Source organism: Paenibacillus rhizoplanae, assembly GCF_042684125.1.
GTDB lineage: Bacteria > Bacillota > Bacilli > Paenibacillales > Paenibacillaceae > Paenibacillus_AQ > Paenibacillus_AQ rhizoplanae.
The window spans coordinates 430,300-448,267 of sequence record NZ_JBHUKY010000021.1 but is presented as its reverse complement, the minus strand read 5'-3'; the positions used below and the strand labels follow the sequence as shown (position 1 = coordinate 448,267).

Below are 17,968 nucleotides of genomic sequence, written 5' to 3'. Positions count from 1 at the left end.
CCGTATCATCTCACTTCTCTACTATATTAATGGTATAAGGGCTGATCTCAAGGCCGGGCAAGCGGATACTCCCGTGTTGGCCCGGACGGATAGTTGTACGCAGCAGCTTGCCACGCAGCGTCTCAAGCTCAGGATGTTCGGCCATCAGCCGCTGAAGCAGCTTCTGGCATTCGTCCGCCACGCCGTGGCCCTCTGCATCCTGCGCCTCAACAGTAATTACGGTATGGAAAAATTGCACCCACAAATCCACGGCATTCGGGCAATCCGCCCAGCGCCGCTGCTCCTGCAACGTGAACGCCTCAGCAGTGAAGGTGAAGCAGCCTTGCGCAGCCACTCCAGCTATGACGGGCAGCCACAGCTCGCATACCTCAGTCCAGGGAATGCCTTTAGGTACATAATGGATGTCCTCATCTTCCCCGGGTTCATCCAGCGCCTCCTGCGTATCCTCGGGCAGGAAACCGACCTCCTGCTCTTCCCAAGCCCAAGCCAGCGGATAGATGAAATCCTGACTGGGCGAGAACAGCCCGCTGATCAGGCCCTCCAGGCTATCCCCGTCCCGCAGCCCTTCCGGCTTCACCCATTCCTCCCACACATGGGTGCGGAAGTTGAAGCCCGCTGCTCCCCAGAATAATTCCGGGAAGTTCAGCCGCAGATTCGTCTCCGCTTCGAAGATGCTCAGCACGACCTCGGCCAGCTCATCATGCACCCGCCGGGACAGCTCCACCCGCTCGGAGAGCTGACGCAGCTCATTGAAATCAATGACATCCTTCTCATCATTGGCCAGCCGGGCCAGCGAACGGTGTATATTATCGAATTGCTTGCGTTCCTCGTCAAATTGTTGGTGGATCTCCTCCAGACGCTCATGCCGCTGGGTGCCGTATTCGCTGAAGATATGCTTCGGATTACGGCGCAGCGCATTGCGGTACTCCTGCTGCTGCTGGGTCATTTTGCGCACACGTGAGATCAGCTCGTTCACATCCTGCATCGCCCGGGTAACCCGTCCATGCTTGATATGCATCTGAATCTCCAGCAGCTTGATGCTGACCTGGAACTCGTCGATAATCTCATGGCTCATGAAGATCAGCTCCATCGCATACTCGGAGAGCCGGTAAATAGTAGTCCCGTTCTCCTCCCAGCTGATACGCGTAGCATCCTCGTCCACGGTGAAATACTTGTATTTCTGGACCCCGATCTGCCGGGTGTGGTCATCATAATAATGGGCCTCGAAATCCCCGCCGCTGCCGCTCCACAGCAGTCCGTCTACCAGCCGTTCGACCGATTCCGGGCTGCCCAGCTTCGCTATGCCGAAGCGCTCAAGCGAGCTCCAGGCCAGATCCACCAGGTCCTCCCTCGCCCGCTGTTCATTCGATTCCAGCTCCAGATAATAGACCTGCAGCAGCACACTAAGCGCAATCATTTCCTTATACGGCTGTAGCTCACCCAGATTCATGCCTGCGCCCAGACTCCATAAGGGGTTCAGCCGCTTATTTCGTTCTCCGAAATCATTCCAGTTCATCCTCTTGCCAACCTCGCCATCACTTCATAATTTAAGACTTCCTGCGGAATCCTCTTGTTCTCAGTAAGCAGGGTATTCATACACAACAGTAGTCCCGGAATAGCAGAGAACTCCTGACGCACCTGCTCCAGATGAGGCAGAGGACAGTCAGTTTGTTCTTTCACATAATCGTACGACCGAGTGGCGTTGCTGAGCAAGGAACGATACACTGGCAATGCCAGCTTCAAGTTCAGCTCGGGATAGCTGAGCTTCAGATTGCCGTAGATTTCCCAGCCTTTCTTGTCCATATCTCCCACATAGAGCAGCTGCGCTTCACACAGATCGATCCCCCGTTCCTCCAGATAAGACAGACTACTGACGATCTTCCAGCCTTCGCCGTAGATCAGCATGTCCGGCTGCAAGCCGCATACTGTCGTACCTTTCACCATTAATCTTTTGGCAGATTGATAGAAGGAATGGTTCTCTGAAATAAGGATACAAAGTATAGGTCTATCCGGCACCAGATGTGCCTCGAAATCTTCACGTACAATCTCGGCACGGAGCAGTTCTAAGTTCATGCCCAGTCTGGACAGAAATTGTTTCCCCTCCGATTCTGCCAAATATTTCTCCTGATCAAAAAGCTCCAGCGAGCGCTCTTCCCGAGTAATCGTCTCCCTATTCTCTGCTGTTCGCAAAAATTCATATATCCGTTCTATGTACTTCCACGTGTCCACCGTCTGGGCTTCAGGATGATTCCGGTAGTAATCCAGATTCAGCCCTTTCGCGCCGATGACCCGCATCATGGCCGTCTCGCTCCATCTAGCCGGAGAGGAAGGAGGTGCAGCGAGCCAATAGGCTTCTTCCAGATGGGTAGAACTATACTTTGTCTTCTTTATAATAGGGGTCAAATATCCCTCTGTTAATAGTCCTTCAATTCCTCTGACAAACGCTGAGAGTCCACCTTCTTGATAATAGTCTGTATTATAAGCAAAAGATTTCGTAACTGCTTCTTCCAGCTTCTTAATCCTGACTATGCTTCTGGCTGTGTGAGAATTTCTAAACTTGCCTTCTAACACTTGCTTAATAAGCTCTTTCATCCCATCACCCTCACAACATAACATAAACCCAAATCCGCACCGCAGGGTGAAGGAAAATGGGAATGTATGTTTCTATTCTCATGTCATTCTATTATATCAATCTTTCATAGATATGGCTATTTGCAAAATAAATAGAGGAGCCCGCGCAGGGACCCCTCTATGTTAAAGCGCTATTTGTATTTCTCATTCACTAGATATTGCAGATTCTTCTTCACCGCAGGCCATTCCTCATCAATAATACTGTACAGCATATTGTCCATAACTGTACCGTCAGCGGTGATCCGATGCTTGCGCAGGACGCCCTCCAAGGCCGCTCCAATCCGCTCAATGGCCCGCTGCGAGCGCAGATTGTCACTGACAATGGAGAAGTCCACCCGGATCAGCCCCAGCACCTCGAAGGCATATTGCAGCAAAAGCAGCTTCGACTCCGTATTCACCGCAGTTCTCCAATATTCCGGTGAGATCCAGGTGCAGCCGATCTCTGCATTACGATGCCTGCGGTCCAGATGCATCAACCGCGTAGTCCCAACGATCCGGCCGGATGGCTGCTCCACCATCACATAAGGAATCTCCTTGCCTGCCGCCTGATTCGCCAGAGCCGCCTCCACCAGTTGTCCTGCCTCTTCCTCTGAGCTGATCCGTCTCCAGGTGTACTCCCAGATCAGCGGATGGTGCAGCAACTTCATAAGCTCAGGCTTATGCTCCTCCGTCAAAGGCACAAGCCGGATTACGTTGCCTGCAAGCTGGCCTGCTTCTATTGCTGTCAACTGACTTCCCCCTATATCTTTTTACCTATTATACTTTTCACCTTTTATATATGAAGCGATTTATTCCCAGCCGTCAATCTTAGCTGTCAGTTGCTGAATGAACTCCTGGGCGTTCAGTGTGAATAATGTGTTCTCCGCACGGCTTCGTACCGAGATTGTTCCGTCATTCTGCTCCTGATCTCCCAGCACTAGCATATAAGGGATTTTCTCCAGCTGAGCTTCACGGATTCTGTAGCCCAGCTTCTCATTCCGGGAATCTACCTCCACCCGCAGTCCGGCTGTCGCCAGTTGTCTTCTGACCTGCTCGGCATACTCGTCATGAACCACAGAGACTGGCAGCAGCTTGACCTGCACCGGAGACAGCCACAGCGGGAACGCTCCGCTATAGTGCTCTGTAAGAATACCCATGAACCGGTCAATGGAGCCGAACACCGCACGATGGATGACAACCGGACGATGCTTGTTGTTATCTTCGCCAATGTAAGTCAGGTCGAACTTCTCGGGCATCTGGAAATCCAGTTGAATTGTACCGCATTGCCAGCTCCGCTTCAGGGCATCGAGGACATGGAAATCTATCTTCGGTCCGTAAAAAGCACCTTCTCCCGCATTCACCCGGTATTCGATTCCATTCTTCTTCAGCACCCGTTCAAGCGACTCCTCCGCCTGATCCCAGAGCTCTTCGGACCCCATATAATCCTCCGGGCGTGTAGACAGCTCGACCTTGTACTCGAATCCGAAGATGGAATAGAACTGATCGATCAACTCCAGCACCCGTGTAATCTCAGACTCAATCTGCTCCGGCAGCACGAACAAATGGGCATCATCCTGGCAAAAAGTACGGACCCGCATCATCCCGTTCAACGCGCCGGAGGATTCATGGCGGTGAACCTGGCCGTATTCCGCAATGCGGATCGGCAGATCCCGGTAGGAACGGCGGCTGTTCTTGTAGATCAGCATGTGTCCCGGACAGTTCATCGGCTTCAGTGCAAAATCTGTCTCATCCACCTTCGTGAAATACATCTCATCCTTGTAATGATCCCAATGTCCGGATTGCTCCCACAGACGGCGGTTCATCATCAGTGGTGAGCGGACCTCTTCATACCCGTCGGCACGCTGCAGCTTGCGGGAGAAATCCTCCAGCGCTGTGCGGATCAGCATCCCTTTGGCCAGGTAGAACGGCATGCCCGGCGCCTCCTCGGAGAACATGAACAATTCCAGCTCCTTACCCAGCTTGCGGTGATCCCGTTTCTTCGATTCCTCCAGCAGGTGCAGATGCTCCTCAAGTAGGGCTGTGCTCAGGAAAGCCGTGCCGTATATCCGCTGAAGCACCTGATTGTCAGCATCCCCGCGCCAGTAGGCACCCGCTACACTAAGCAGCTTGAACGCCTTAATCCGGCCAGTGGAGGGCAGATGCGGCCCTCGGCACAGGTCCGTGAATTCACCTTGCTCATACAGGCTAATTACTGCGTCCTCCGGCAGATCCCGGATCAGCTCCAGCTTCAGCGGCTCTTCCAGCTGTTCAAAGAACTGCACCGCTTCCTCCCGGCTCACCACCCGGCGCCGGATCGGCAGGTTCTCCTTGATGATCTTCCCCATCTCCCGCTCAATCGCAGCAAGATCCTCGCTGGACAGGGGCTGGGCAATATCTATATCGTAATAGAAGCCGTCCTCAATCACCGGACCAATGCCCAGCTTCACGTTCCGTTCTCCATAGATCCGTTTGATCGCCTGGGCCATCACATGGGCTGTGCTGTGTCTGTGAATCATCAGCCCGTCGCTGCTGTCCGCTAACACGATCTCCACGAGGCTGTCCCCTTCAACCGGACAATCAAGGTCAACGAGTCTGCCATCGATTTTGCCGGCTACTGCATTCTTTCTCAGACTTACGCTAATCGACTCCGCAATCTGCGCAATTGTGGTGTTACGCGAATACCTCCTATTTGCTCCATCCGGCAGCTGCACTTGAATCTCCATGATTATGGCCTCCATTTCTTGAGTTTATATTAGTATATTTGAACACAAAAAAACGCATCTCATCCCGGAAAGGGACGAGTGCGTCTTAAGCTCGTGGTTCCACCCTAATTCGATTATACGTCACTTCACCTCCGGCTGTTCGGCGGAAACGTGATCAGTATAATCCTCATGGCATCCGTTAACGGGGATGGGGCGGTGACATTTACAGCCTCGCTAACAGCAGGAGGGTTCAGTATCACGGCTATAGAGGGGTAACATCCGGCTGGTCTCTGTAAGAAGCTCGCACCTTGCACTTCTCTCTCTGGTCAGTCCTCACGGGATATCCTGTCTCTGGTCATTGCCTTAGGTTTAGTGTTGCTGGTTACATAATACGCGCGGCCTTCGTCAAAAGTCAATACCGCGCAGAAAAAAACTTGAAATCCGCTTCCCGTTTGATCGCTTAATTCTTTAAACTTTTAGTCCCTTAATCCCGCAACCCATGGGCCTTACTCATTGAGCTCATTCCGCTGCAACCGCAGAATAATATCCTCCACACTACTCACCGCAGGTGCAATATAATCCGCTCCGGCCGCCGATAATTCCTCCCCGGAACCATAGCCGAACAACACGCCCACTGAAGCTACACCGCAGGCTTTTGCCCCGATAATGTCATGCTCCCGGTCCCCGATCATCAGCGACTGCGAAGCAAGAAGATTATTCTCCTCCAGCACATGCTGAATGACCTCACGCTTCTTCGAACGTGTTCCGTCAAGATTGCTGCCTGCCGCATACTTGAAGAACCCGTCCAGCTCATAATGTCGGAGAATCTCCTCCGCAAATACGATCGGCTTGGAGGTCGCCACATACAGCTCGAACCCCTTGGCTCGCAAGCTCTCCAGCAGCTCTGGAATGCCTGGAATGACATGATTCTCGAACATCCCCAGCGTCCGGTAACGCTCCCGGTAGAACTCCACCGCCTGTGCCGCTGCCTCCGCCGTGAAGCCCTGAATTTCGATAAAAGAATCATATAGCGGCGGGCCTATGTACGGAATCAGCAGGTCAGGATGCTCCACCTCGATGCTGAATTGGTTAAGCGCATACTCCACGCTTTTGGTAATACCTTCCTTGGGGTCAGTCAATGTGCCGTCCAGATCAAATAAGATGTGCTTCAAGCTGTCCTTCATCTCTCCCGGATGCTCCCCTCTTGTGCAATTGCTATCTATCATACCTTTCTTCCTGTTTATTTTCCATCCTCAGGATGCTATAATTCAGGGCAATTCAAGGAGCAGGAGCTGGCGGCTTTCATTATGGAGGATGCGGCAATGGGCGCAGGAGACTTTACAGGCCGCTTGCTGTGGAGCAAAGCCGGGGCGTATGTATGTGTTCTTTTCTCACGTGATGGAGGTCTAATCTGGTCTGTAGATAGGCTGGATGAAGAAAATTTGCGGATTTCGGTGTTTCATAGCGGGGACGGAACGATGGCACATTCACTAGACTTGGAAGATCCTTTCGGTGACAGTGCCCTGCGGCTGATGGATATCCCCGGGTCGGATGCTGTAACGCTGGAGCTTGCGGCCGGTCAGGATGGTATATCCGTGTATGAATTGTCTATTCAGCAGGACGGGTTATGCAGCCGGGAGATGTTCCCGCAGGGATGTTATCTCTCACCCGCTTGGCATCCTGACGGCAGTCAGCTGTTCACCTTGGAGAATGATGCGCAGGTGTATGCCTGTTTCTCCTATCCAGCCTTGGAGCTGCTAGAGGAACAGGGCCTGAACGATGGGGACTACGATGATGAGTATGAGGAAGAAGACCATTATCCGGGGTATGGCATGCTCTATCTTCAGAACGGTCAAGTCATCACGCAAAATACGAATGAGCGGTTCTTTTTGTTTGATCCTGAAACGATGGAACGAATCGGTGAATGGGCTTTTGCCGGATATGAGCCTGTGCCTGCGAGTGTGGTTTTCCCTTCGCTGGGTGATGATCCTTCCCTGTATTCCCAGCTTCAATCGTGCGAGAGAGTCGGCAGCCTGCTTATATTCAGGACCGGCTCTCTACACGATATCCCTCATTTGCTGATGATTGAGGAAGCTGCGCTGCAGGAAGCCATCGGCTCCATGCTTACCAGGCCACGCGGATAATCAGGCCCTTGGGGTCACCGACTTCCAGATAGGCTGCCTGGCCGTTAACATCGTCATACGGGAAGCCATAGGCCAGGCCGCTGATGCTGTGGTCATGCCAGAATTTCGCATAAAAGTTGGCGGGAGCCGCATTGTAATAGTTCGCTACGTTGTTCCAGTTACTAGTGGTGTAGACATGGCGGTTGATCGCAGCGGAAGTAGCGGCATCAATTAGCGAACCGTCATTGCGCAGAATATCCTGGGTGCTATAGCTGGAATATCCTGCGAAGTAATTCGCGTTGGCCCCTCCGGCTCTAAACGATCCATGGACCGGAGCAATAATCCGGTAAGGCGCCTGATCGGTGGCAAGAGACTTGAAGGCGGCAGGCACTTCATTCTGGTATTTGGTGAAAATGCCGGCGCGTGTCTCTGATTCCAGCTCGCCTACGGTCTTATCATAGCCGCCCGACAGGCCGACCAGCCGGTGCTGGATCGGGAAGCCGAAGGCATCTACGCGTGTCGTATTGCCGTGATAGCCTGTAGCATCTACGGTGAATTCGACGAAGTCGAAATAGAGATTACGGTTAGGATCGGTCGGGTTATCAATATCCGGCCCGGCAAAGCCGTCATCATAAGTCTTGATGTACAGCGGTGTGCCGACACTGAGGAACATGCGGCCGGAGGTGATTTTGGGCAGCGTTACCCAGGAAGCCTGATTAATTGTGTGATAGATGTTGGCATAGTTAACCCCGTTCTTGGTCAGATGGCCGGAGGCATTATTAAGCGCATTGGAGATGGGTACCAGATTGCCGCTGAGATCCAGATAACTCCATTTGCCATTGACCGGATTGATGCCGATCACACCCCAATATATCTGGTTGTCGGGATAGGCTCCGCCCGTTCCGTTCATGACCTTGACGGACACGGCCCCACTCGGCGGGGTTGGAATCGAAGAGGCGGCAATGGAATAGATCGAGCCGGAAGAACCGGAAGGCGGTGTAGTAGGCGATGCAGTCGGCGCTGTTCCCGCAGTATAGGTGAACCATCCGGTGTCATAGGCCGGCGTTCCATTGTTGTAGGTGAAGAAATAGCTAAGCGCTGTGCCGCTTGCAACGCCGGTTACCACCTGCTCATAACGTGCTTTGCTGTTGTTATACGTTGAGCGGAAATTACTTTGAGTCCCGGAATTCACCTTGTAATGGACATCCACCCAACTGGTATTTACTGTGGATTTGAACCAGATCGTGGCTGTAGTGCCCGACAGTTCTACCCCCTGGGTATAATCGGCGGCGGCAGCCTTGGAGCCAAACATGGGCAGGCAGGAGAGCAGAAGCACGAACACAAGCATGGACATACGCCATTTTTTGGGCATCATCATATTCCTCCTGAATTATAGTGGTACTGCTGTAATCATTACCTTGAACCACAGGAAGCTAACGGCCGTTCAGTATTCAGTAGCTGCCTCTCTGAGACCTTCCCTCCTTTCCTCCGGATAAGAGCCAGAATTGCCTATTAATGTATGCGTTTACAACTATCATTATAGTAGCGCTTTTCACCATTTAGTAGGCTTGGAATTTCGGATTTAGGTTCCCATATTTTGGTTTTGTGCTGCGAAAATAACAAAAAGCCCATAATCCCCAGACATCAGGTGGTTATAGGCTTTTCTTCGTTCAATATTCCGTATCTGCTTCTACCAGTGCTGCGAAATAAAGGTATCCCGCCCGGACTGCTCGCGGTCCTCTTTATAGTGCTTCGGGTTCTTCTTGTGATAGTCCTGATGATAGTCCTCGGCCGGATAAAAATGAGGCGCAGGCAGAATCTCCGTCACCACCGGAAGCTCAAATCTGCCGCTAACCGCCACCTGCTCCCGGGAAGCCTGCGCAGCCAGCCGCTGCTCTTCCGTATAATAGAATACTGCTGTGCGGTACTGGGTTCCACGGTCCTGGAACTGTCCGCCGTCATCCGTCGGGTCAATCTGCGGCCAGAACAGCTCCAGCAGCCGTTCATAAGGGAACAGCTCCGGGTCATAAGTGATCTGAACCACCTCATAGTGACCGGTTGTTCCGGTCTTCACCTGCTCATAAGTAGGGTTCTCTATCGTTCCTCCGGCGTAACCTGATACAATCCCGTGAATGCCGGGCAGCTCCTCGAACGGTGTAACCATGCACCAGAAGCAGCCTCCGGCAAACATTGCCTGTTCCATAGCCTATCTCCCACTCCCTGTCTCTCATGTGCTGACTCTTGTTAAACCCTGTACTTGAAGATAATGCCTAATGGTCTGAAAGTCAATTTGATCGCTAGGCCTGCCCCTTAGATAAACTCAAGAAATAGAATGTTTATTCTATTGATAGTTCAGAAAGAGAATAATTAAACTTCAAGTGTGTTCGGAATGGAAATTCCTTTTTGCAGAATAATGACTAATAAATAGCTTTCTTATTGTCTATTTCACCACAAAATCTATCTTTTTGATACTTGAGAGTAGAATACATATTCTGTGAATTGACAATTCCTTGCAGGAGTTGTACTATTCTATAGAATGATTTTTCCGTAACGAGGTGTAATGATGGGTAAACGCGATGATATTCTTCAGGCAACCCTTGATTTGATTACTGAAGAGGGCTTACAATCTGTTACTTTTGCTAAAATATTCAAAAGAGCCAATGTCGGCTCCAGCACATTCTACCATTATTTCGAGAACAAAGAGCAACTGGTCAATGAGCTGTACCTCAAAGTCCGCATACATAAAAATGAGTTCGTCATGAACGGCTATGACTCTGGATTAACGATCTATGAGCGTGTGAAGAGCCTCCTGAAGAATACAGCCAACTACTCGCTGCACTACCCCAAAGAGGTTGATTTCACTGAGAACTATTGCTCCTCACCCTATATTTCCGAGGATTTGCGGAACACGCCAGCCCCCTCCACCTTAGAGATTTTCTCCATCATTGAAGAAGGTCAGCGGCAGGGGATCATCCGGGAAATGAATGTATGCCTGTGCTATCAGCTGATCTACGGGATATTGACTGCTGTGATCAAGGGCTATTTGGATGAAAAGTACCCGCTTAACGAGCAGCAGATTCAGCAGACCATTGAAGCATGTTGGCTTGCGATTAAGCTATAGCGGCTAACACAAGTGGAAACGGCTTTGCCGTCCTTTTAAAGGACGGTACCGTTTCAACGAGAAATAGAAGGATAATTTATCGTGTGCAACCTATAAATTCTATATTTCAAAAAGGGCTATCCCCAAGCAGAACCTCTGCATAGGAGACAGCCTATTCCGGCATCAGCCGGCTCAAGAATACTAGACCTGAGGGACCAGATTACGGCTCCCCGAGGACTTATAAATCTCTGCAATCAGTGTGAGCGCTTTGATGCCCTCAGCACCGTCAATCCAGAACCTGCGGCCTTCACGGATGTGGGCGTAGAAGTCATGAATTAACCGTGAATGCCCGGTGCCCCAGTAGGATTTCCCGCCGCTGCTGATGTTCTGCGGCTCACAGAGCAGCGTCTCGTGACCATCCTTCCACAGATAGAGACTGTCCCGGCGCTGCTGCAGGGTCCCTTGCTCGAAGACCAGCTCCAGCTCCACCGGCGAATTGGCCTGATAGGCATTGGTTCCGTAGAAGAGTCCCCGTGCCTTGTTCTTGAAATCGATACACGCATGTGCGCTGTCCTCAACCTCAATGACATCGTTCAGCACATCGGTGCTAACACTGCCTTTCACGGAATCAATGTCACCGCCGAACCATTGCAGCAGATCCAGGGTATGGATAGCCTGATTGATCAATACCCCTCCGCCTTCCGTAGCCCAGCGGCCTCTCCATGGACTGTGCGTGTAATACTCTTCACTCCGGGTCCAGGTCACCAGACCCTTCATGCAGAGGAGACTGCCCAGGCTGCCGGAATCGATCACTTGTCTGATCCGCACCGAAGGTTCATTATAGCGGTTCTGGAACACTACACCCAGCTGACCCGCTGCATGCTCCGCCGCCTCCTGCATCAAACGGGCCGAAGGCACATCCAGCGCCATGGGCTTCTCGGTTAACACATGCTTGCCGGCCTTCAGCAGCTCTACCGCCATTCCGGCATGCAGATGATGTGGCGTGCAGAGATGGACGATGCCGATATCTGCACGTTCCAGCAGTTCCCTGTAATCTGTCAGGCCTTCACATTCGTAATCCTGAGCAGACTGTGCTGCCTGAACAGGGTCACTGTCCACCACGGCTACCAGCCGCGCATTCTCTATCGAAGCAATGGCTCTGGCATGCAGCGGGGCAATCGCCCCACAGCCGATAATCGCTGCTCCATTGGTATTCATCTTAACCACCTTCCGATCTTCTGCTAGCTGTAATGCAACTATTTGAGCGTATCCGGGGTCAGATTCACCGCTTGCCGCTGCGCCTCCAGACACAGCTCAGCAGCCTTGAACGCATGCTCCTGCGTCATCGCCTTCTCCGTCCGTTCCAGGCAGTCCAGAATCAGCTCGCCGAAGAACGGGAACCCGATCTTCCCGGCCACATGCTCATAATGCTCTCCCTCGCCGTCTACCCAGTAGACATGGTCCGGTGTGCTGGAGCGGCCGATATCGCTGTATTTGCGCAGTTCGATATAGCCTTCCGTACCGAGAATGATCGTCCGTCCGTCGCCCCAGGTCCCGAGCCCAGCCGGAGTGAACCAGTCCACGCGAAAATACTGTGTAGCCCCGTTATCCCCAACCAGCGTAGCATCACCGTAATCCTCCAGCTCGGGGTAGGCCGGATTGTTGTAGTTGGCGACCTTGCTGTGCAGTACCTTGGCATCACGGCAGCCCGCATAGAAGAGGAACTGTTCAATCTGATGGCTGCCGATATCACAGAGAATGCCGCCGTATTTGTCACGCTGGAAGAACCATTCCGGCCGGCTGGGTGCATTTAACCGGTGCGGACCCAGTCCCATGACCTGAAGCACACGGCCAATCGTCCCCTGCTGCACCAGCTGACCGGCATAGACAGCGCTCTCTACATGCAGTCTTTCACTGTAATACGTCATGTATTTCTGCCCCGTCTGCTCCACCTGAAGGCGTGCTGCCGCGAGCTGGTCCAGAGAAGTGAACGGAGATTTGTCCGTGAAATAATCCTTCCCGTGTGCCATCACGCGCAGACCGAGCGGACCGCGCTCCGAAGGAACGGCCGCTGCTGCTACGAGCCGGACCTCAGGATCTTCAAGAATCTCTTCAGCAGAGCGTGCGGCTCTGACGCCGGGATACTTGTTCTGGAACGCTTTTACCTTCTCGGGATCAGGATCGTATACCCACTTCAGCTCGGCTCCCGCTTCTACCAGCCCGTTGCACATCCCGTAGATATGCCCATGATCCAGTGCCAGCGCGGCGATTACGAATTCACCCGGTCCCACCACTGGCTTCGCCTCATGTACCGGGGCATACATCATTCCATCCTTGCGGCTCATGCTTGCACCTCCAATCTGGAATGCAGATGCCGGAGGCTGATCTCCAGGCTCTCGAACGGATCACGCTGGCATACATCCTGCTCTACGATATGCCATTCCACACCCGTCCTGCGGCAGGCATCAATAATCGCTCCATAATTCATATTGCCTTCGCCAATCTCAGCGAACACAGCCTTACGGTTTAGAATAGTCATATCCTTGAAATGCACGGCCTGCATTCTGCCTTCCACCTTGTGAATCCACTCTACAGGATCTCCGCCCCCCGCCTGAACCCAGTATAGATCCAGCTCGAACCCGAAGACCTCCGGATCACTGTCCTGCAGCAGCACATCCATGCCGGTCAAACCGTCAAAACGTTCAAATTCAAAATCATGATTATGATAAACGAATTGCAGACCATACTCTTCCTTAAGTGTACGTGCAATGCCGGAAGCCAGCTTGGCGAAGGTGCGGTAGCCCTCCTGGCTGGTCTGATATTCCGCAGGGAGCGAGCCAAGACCGATGTATTTGCAGTCCCACAACTTATGCTGCGCAGCGAGCGCATCCAGATCATTCACCATCCGGTCCCAGGGAACGTGTGTCGCACATATTTTCAGATTAAATTCATCGGCATATTCCTTCACCAGCCTAGGGTCCATGGGACCGATCCCGGAGATCTGGACAGCCTGGTACCCGATGCTGCTCACCTTCCGCAGGCTCTCCCGCAAGGCTTCCGGCGTCTGGGTATATTCACGCAGGGTATACATTTGGGCGGCAATCGTTGAACGGTTCATTGTATTCATCCACTCCTAGATAAGTTTAATTGGCGTAAGAGAGTAAAGTTAATCTAGTGGGTACCCGATACATCAAGGGCTTTCTGGCTGACCGGAGCTTTCTGAAAAGTCGAATTCTCCACCTGCTCCATCAGCTTCTCATAGAACAGCTCGCTGTCGATCGGCAGGTCCACCCAGTTGTCGGTCCACGCAGACAGATACATGGCATTGGACAGGGTCAGCCCGTGAATGCCCTCTTCCCCCGGAGCCAGCAGCGGCTCATCATGCAGAATCGCATTGGTGAAGTTGCGCAGAATCCCCTTATGCTGCTCTCCATTCCCGGCTTCCACGGGAATCTCGCATTTCCAGCATTCCGGCGCTCCGAAGCCCCCGGTATATTCCGCATTGAACTTCGGCTCAGGGGTGCGAAGGCGGAAGAAGGTCAGCGTGCCGTCTTCGATGACGATTTTACCGTTGTCGCCTGTAATCTCGAACCGGTTCGTCCCCGGTGCTTCCCCTGTAGTCGTGATGAACAGCCCGGTTGCGCCATTCTCATACTCCACGTAGGCGGTCACATCATCCTCAACCTCAATATTCCGGTACTTCCCGAACTGGCAAAAAGCGCGTACCCGCTTAGGCATCATTCCGGTAGTCCACTGCCAGAGATCAAGCTGGTGCGGGTCCTGGTTCAGCAGCACTCCACCGCCTTCCCCGCCCCAGGTCGCCCGCCAGCCGCCCGAATCATAGTAGCTCTGAGAGCGGTACCAATTGGTGATAATCCAATTCGTGCGCCGGATCTCTCCCAGCTCCCCGGACTGAATCAATTCTCTCAGCTTCTGATAGAGCGGATTCGTCCGCTGGTTATACATAATGCCGAATTTGCGGTCAGACTTCGCTGCGGCGTCATTCATCTCCTGTACTGCCTTCGTATAGACACCGGCAGGCTTCTCGATCAGAACATGCAACCCGTAACCCAACGCTTCAATCGCCAGCGGCGGATGATCATAATGCGGGGTGGCAATCATCACCGCATCAATGATCCCGGACTTGAACAGTTCCTCCGGCGACAGAAAGCGCTGCACATGATCCGGCAAATGCTCCTCTGCCCATTCCAGCCGCTCAGGGCTGATGTCGCAGACGGCGGTTAGCTCGGCCCCCTTAATATCACTCAGCAGACTCTGTGCATGGGTCCGCCCCATACCCCCAACGCCAATAATTCCATAACGTACCTTATCCATCTCCCATTCCCTTCCTGAAACAGTTTATGTTATGAGGATAACCCTATTTGCCGGTGGTGAACATGACTGTAATTAAGGTATATTTGTATAATAATAAGATGTATTGGATAAATGGAAGCGTTATAATAGATTTATATCCTTAATGGAGGAGCCCAGAGATGAATATGATTGCGAACGGCAATTTGACCGGACGCCTGCTGCACAACCTGACGGTTACCGTTACCCACGCCCAGTTAACCAGCAGATACCCAGGGTGGAACCGGACGAATGAGACCCCTGCCTTCAACCGGCTGTATTATATTGATTCCGGCGAAGGCAAGGTGATTATCAACGGAGTGGCGTACTATCCGAGACCCGGACAGCTGATGATTATGCCCGCAGGCTCCACCCAGACCACGGATACTTCACGTGATGATCCTTATACACGCTACTATTGCCACTTCGATGCGCAGATCGGGGAATGGCCGCTGTTTCATTCGGCGAATAAGCTCTATATCTGTGATGTGCCTGATCCGGAGGCCACCCGGACGATGTTCGCGGAGATGATTGAATGGTTCCAGGATACCGGCTTCCTCGCTACCCTGCGGACGCAGGCCGCGCTGCTTACGCTGCTGTCCCTCTGTCTGGAATCGGGAGGATATAGCAATTTCCTTGACGATCTGACGCATACGAGCGACCAGGGTAAGCTGGCAAATGTGCTGGGCTACATCGATCAACGGTTAATGCGGCCGCTGACGGTGGAGGAGCTGGCAGAGCGGGTCCATCTGCACCCGAACTATTTCATTCCCTATTTCAAGAAATTCATCGGTGTTCCGCCGATGCAGTACGTCCAGCTGAAACGGATGGAGCTGGCCAAGAGGCAGCTCTCCTACACCGATTTCAGCATCTCCAGTATCGCCGAGCAGGTCGGCATGGAGCTGGCCCACTTCTCCAAGGTGTTCAAGAAGTCGACCGGCGTATCCCCGTCTGCTTACCGGAGCAGTACGAGGTAGGGGGCTAATTAGTACCTAAGTACGATCAACATTAGCAGGTTTGGATGGACGCTTCCGCTTTTCCACGTTGCCGAGATTCGATGTACCATTCATCCATTTATACTGCGAGTTAATCCGTTGCTGGACCCGATTGTTATGCATCTCCCTCCGCCTGTAGGACAACAAGTGCTGATCCTGACTGTTATGTGGCCCCTTCCGCCTGTGTGGGGGACATAGCAGTTGGATTTTTGTAGCTTAATTTTCCTGCTGGAGCTGCTTGATCGGGACTAAGTGGAAATTCGGCACTTAATTCTGCTGGATCTCCTGTTAACCCCCATTTTCAGTGGGATTAAGTTCGGTTTTTCCAACTAATTCTCCAGATTCAGGGTTTGCCGCGGTATTCGATGACGTTTATCCAACTAGCTTCCGCCACACACCACCTCACTAAGATCAGCATGCCTTCGCTCCCCTTGCAAGCCATATACAACAAAAACAGCAAGCCTCCACCCTTTAGGAGTCTTGCTGTTTTTGGAATGGAACACCTTAGACTTAAACAACGGAACGGGCGGACGCCCGCCTACTTAATCCCGAAATACGCATCTGCATTGTTGTAGCATATATTCTCAATGGTCCGGCCGATCAAGGCATAATCTCGCGGCAGGTCTCCCTCTTCCATCCACGTGCCGAACAGGTTGCAGAGGATGCGCCGGAAGTATTCATGGCGCGTGAAGGAGAGGAAGCTTCTGGAGTCAGTCAGCATGCCGACAAAAGGACTGATCAGCCCGATGCTGGAGAGTGCCTTCAACTGCTGCAGCATGCCCTCCTTCTGATCATGGAACCACCAGCCGGAGCCCATCTGCACCTTGCCCTTGATGCCGTCCCCCTGGAAGTTGCCGATTGCGGTGGCGATCATCTCATATTGCGAAGGGTTCAGCGTGTAGACGATGGTCTTCGGCAGCTGTCCGCTGGCATCCAGCTCATTCAGCAGCGCGTTGAGGCTGCGGGCCATATTGAAATCCAGAATAGAATCGAAGCCGCTGTCCTTGCCGATGGCACTGAACATCCGTGCGTTGTTGTTGCGCAGCGCTCCGATATGCAGCTGCATGCTCCAGCCCCGCTCATGATAGAGCCGGCCTAATTTGATCAGCGTATGGCTCTGGAACTTCTGTTCCTCGTGCGGGCTGATCTCTTCCCCTTTGAAGGCCCGGGCGAATATGTAGGCCGCTTCATGCTCTGTAGACTGGGCATGCGGCAGCTCGCCGAAGGCCTGATCTGACAGCCGGCAGCCATGCTTATGGAAATAATCGATCCGCGCTGTCACAGCCTGGAGGAACCCGGAGTAATCGTGGATTTCAAGACCGCTCGCCTCACCAAGCAGGCTCACGTATCCAGTGAACCCATCATCACGGATATTCAGTACCCGGTCCGGTCTGAAGGTTGGCGCAACCACCGTCTGAAGCGCATGATCCTTCTTAAGCTGAATGTGATGCTCCAGTGAATCAATCGGATCATCCGTTGTGCAGACCACATTGACCTTGAGTTTTTTGAGAATTCCCTGCGTAGTCAGTTCATCTCCCTGGAGCTGCTCATTGCAGCGTTCCCATACACTGTCCGCTGTCTCCTTGGAGAGCAGCTCGTCGATCCCGAAGTAGCGCTTCAACTCCAGATGGGTCCAGTGGTAGAGCGGATTGCCCACCATCTCAGGCAGGGAACGCGCCCAGATCATGAATTTGTCTTTGTCCGGCGCATTCCCGGTAATTAGCTGTTCGTCTACGCCCAGCCAGCGGAGCGCCCGCCACTTGTAATGGTCCCCGGATAAGGCAAGATCAGCGATATTGCGGAACCTGCGGTTACTGCTGATCTCCTGCGGATTCAGATGACTATGGAAATCATAAATCGGCATTGCGGCGGCATAATCGTGATACAGTCTCTGTGCACTTGAATTTAACAGCAGCCAGTCGTCATGAATAAAAGATGAGGTACTCATATTGTTCTCCAGCCTCTCGTCAATGATATTGGCGGGCCACAGATACTGTCCGTAAGCGGACAGCAGTTGCTTCTGCCCATTCGCACTACCATACTACCATACTTGTATGGTAGTATGGTAGTGCTTACAAAATCGATAAC

At 52.6% G+C, this 17,968-nt stretch carries 15 protein-coding genes; 3 read left to right on the top strand and 12 right to left on the bottom strand.

Going from position 1 to position 17,968, the window contains the following annotated elements:
- Positions 1-10: 10 nt before the first annotated feature.
- The 5 genes from ACFSX3_RS12310 to ACFSX3_RS12290 all read right to left on the bottom strand — a co-directional run bounded on the left by ACFSX3_RS12310 (position 11) and on the right by ACFSX3_RS12290 (position 6,538).
- The gene (locus ACFSX3_RS12310) at positions 11-1,516 is read right to left on the bottom strand and encodes a hypothetical protein (protein ID WP_209986324.1); all 1,506 of its coding nucleotides are present in this window, start codon (positions 1,514-1,516) and stop codon (positions 11-13) included.
- Positions 1,513-2,403: a hypothetical protein gene (locus ACFSX3_RS12305; protein ID WP_209986322.1), complete on the bottom strand. Its 891-nt coding sequence runs from the start codon at positions 2,401-2,403 to the stop codon at positions 1,513-1,515. The genes ACFSX3_RS12310 and ACFSX3_RS12305 overlap by 4 nt, the downstream gene beginning before the upstream one ends.
- A gap of 359 nt (positions 2,404-2,762) precedes the next feature.
- Positions 2,763-3,359, bottom strand: a complete 597-nt coding sequence (locus ACFSX3_RS12300; protein WP_379256626.1) for a GNAT family N-acetyltransferase — start codon at positions 3,357-3,359, stop codon at positions 2,763-2,765.
- 60 nt (positions 3,360-3,419) lie between these two features.
- Positions 3,420-5,333 carry a threonine--tRNA ligase gene (thrS, locus tag ACFSX3_RS12295; protein WP_209986319.1) on the bottom strand — a complete coding sequence of 638 codons (1,914 nt, stop codon included), beginning with the start codon at positions 5,331-5,333 and terminating at the stop codon, positions 3,420-3,422.
- A 485-nt stretch (positions 5,334-5,818) separates the two neighbouring features.
- Complete coding sequence (locus tag ACFSX3_RS12290; RefSeq protein ID WP_379256627.1) at positions 5,819-6,538, bottom strand: HAD family hydrolase; 720 nt, start codon at positions 6,536-6,538, stop codon at positions 5,819-5,821.
- Between the two features lie 81 nt (positions 6,539-6,619).
- On the opposite strand from ACFSX3_RS12290, the gene ACFSX3_RS12285 reads away from it, so the two are divergent.
- Positions 6,620-7,456 carry a hypothetical protein gene (locus ACFSX3_RS12285; protein WP_209986316.1) on the top strand — a complete coding sequence of 279 codons (837 nt, stop codon included), beginning with the start codon at positions 6,620-6,622 and terminating at the stop codon, positions 7,454-7,456.
- Here ACFSX3_RS12285 and ACFSX3_RS12280 read toward each other — a convergent pair.
- Both ACFSX3_RS12280 and msrA read right to left on the bottom strand, forming a co-directional pair.
- Entirely contained in the window at positions 7,437-8,789 is a 1,353-nt protein-coding gene (locus ACFSX3_RS12280; RefSeq protein ID WP_379258782.1) for a glycoside hydrolase family 64 protein, read from the bottom strand. The two genes, ACFSX3_RS12285 and ACFSX3_RS12280, sit on opposite strands and share 20 nt — an antisense overlap.
- Before the next feature lie 336 nt (positions 8,790-9,125).
- Positions 9,126-9,638 (bottom strand): peptide-methionine (S)-S-oxide reductase MsrA, encoded by a 513-nt coding sequence (msrA, locus tag ACFSX3_RS12275; RefSeq protein ID WP_209986311.1) that lies wholly within the window; start codon positions 9,636-9,638, stop codon positions 9,126-9,128.
- A gap of 357 nt (positions 9,639-9,995) precedes the next feature.
- Between msrA and ACFSX3_RS12270 the strand changes: the two genes are divergently transcribed.
- Entirely contained in the window at positions 9,996-10,556 is a 561-nt protein-coding gene (locus ACFSX3_RS12270) for a TetR/AcrR family transcriptional regulator (RefSeq protein WP_339224865.1), read from the top strand.
- Positions 10,557-10,736: 180 nt separating this feature from the next.
- On the opposite strand, the gene ACFSX3_RS12265 is transcribed toward ACFSX3_RS12270, so the two are convergent.
- The 4 genes from ACFSX3_RS12265 to ACFSX3_RS12250 are packed head-to-tail and all read right to left on the bottom strand — an operon-like array spanning position 10,737 to position 14,870.
- Entirely contained in the window at positions 10,737-11,753 is a 1,017-nt protein-coding gene (locus ACFSX3_RS12265; RefSeq protein ID WP_209986308.1) for a Gfo/Idh/MocA family protein, read from the bottom strand.
- Between the two features lie 38 nt (positions 11,754-11,791).
- Positions 11,792-12,880 (bottom strand): Gfo/Idh/MocA family protein, encoded by a 1,089-nt coding sequence (locus ACFSX3_RS12260; protein WP_209986304.1) that lies wholly within the window; start codon positions 12,878-12,880, stop codon positions 11,792-11,794.
- The gene (locus ACFSX3_RS12255; RefSeq protein WP_209986301.1) at positions 12,877-13,653 is read right to left on the bottom strand and encodes a sugar phosphate isomerase/epimerase family protein; all 777 of its coding nucleotides are present in this window, start codon (positions 13,651-13,653) and stop codon (positions 12,877-12,879) included. The genes ACFSX3_RS12260 and ACFSX3_RS12255 overlap by 4 nt, the downstream gene beginning before the upstream one ends.
- A 53-nt stretch (positions 13,654-13,706) precedes the next feature.
- Positions 13,707-14,870 carry a Gfo/Idh/MocA family protein gene (locus ACFSX3_RS12250; RefSeq protein ID WP_036728677.1) on the bottom strand — a complete coding sequence of 388 codons (1,164 nt, stop codon included), beginning with the start codon at positions 14,868-14,870 and terminating at the stop codon, positions 13,707-13,709.
- 158 nt (positions 14,871-15,028) lie between these two features.
- On the opposite strand from ACFSX3_RS12250, the gene ACFSX3_RS12245 reads away from it, so the two are divergent.
- Entirely contained in the window at positions 15,029-15,862 is an 834-nt protein-coding gene (locus ACFSX3_RS12245; protein ID WP_327196478.1) for an AraC family transcriptional regulator, read from the top strand.
- A gap of 556 nt (positions 15,863-16,418) precedes the next feature.
- Here ACFSX3_RS12245 and uxaC read toward each other — a convergent pair.
- Positions 16,419-17,828: a glucuronate isomerase gene (gene uxaC / locus ACFSX3_RS12240; protein ID WP_209986298.1), complete on the bottom strand. Its 1,410-nt coding sequence runs from the start codon at positions 17,826-17,828 to the stop codon at positions 16,419-16,421.
- Between the last annotated feature and the right edge of the window lie 140 nt (positions 17,829-17,968).

Coding starts and splice junctions, on each gene's coding strand:
- ACFSX3_RS12250 (WP_036728677.1), bottom strand. CDS start 14,870: ATGGATAAGGTACGTTATGGAATTATTGGCGTTGGGGGTATGGGGCGG.
- ACFSX3_RS12310 (WP_209986324.1), bottom strand. CDS start 1,516: ATGAACTGGAATGATTTCGGAGAACGAAATAAGCGGCTGAACCCCTTA.
- ACFSX3_RS12280 (WP_379258782.1), bottom strand. CDS start 8,789: ATGTCCATGCTTGTGTTCGTGCTTCTGCTCTCCTGCCTGCCCATGTTT.
- ACFSX3_RS12260 (WP_209986304.1), bottom strand. CDS start 12,880: ATGAGCCGCAAGGATGGAATGATGTATGCCCCGGTACATGAGGCGAAG.
- ACFSX3_RS12285 (WP_209986316.1), top strand. CDS start 6,620: ATGGAGGATGCGGCAATGGGCGCAGGAGACTTTACAGGCCGCTTGCTG.
- ACFSX3_RS12270 (WP_339224865.1), top strand. CDS start 9,996: ATGATGGGTAAACGCGATGATATTCTTCAGGCAACCCTTGATTTGATT.
- ACFSX3_RS12255 (WP_209986301.1), bottom strand. CDS start 13,653: ATGAACCGTTCAACGATTGCCGCCCAAATGTATACCCTGCGTGAATAT.
- uxaC (WP_209986298.1), bottom strand. CDS start 17,828: ATGAGTACCTCATCTTTTATTCATGACGACTGGCTGCTGTTAAATTCA.
- ACFSX3_RS12290 (WP_379256627.1), bottom strand. CDS start 6,538: ATGATAGATAGCAATTGCACAAGAGGGGAGCATCCGGGAGAGATGAAG.
- msrA (WP_209986311.1), bottom strand. CDS start 9,638: ATGGAACAGGCAATGTTTGCCGGAGGCTGCTTCTGGTGCATGGTTACA.
- ACFSX3_RS12245 (WP_327196478.1), top strand. CDS start 15,029: ATGAATATGATTGCGAACGGCAATTTGACCGGACGCCTGCTGCACAAC.
- thrS (WP_209986319.1), bottom strand. CDS start 5,333: ATGGAGATTCAAGTGCAGCTGCCGGATGGAGCAAATAGGAGGTATTCG.
- ACFSX3_RS12265 (WP_209986308.1), bottom strand. CDS start 11,753: ATGAATACCAATGGAGCAGCGATTATCGGCTGTGGGGCGATTGCCCCG.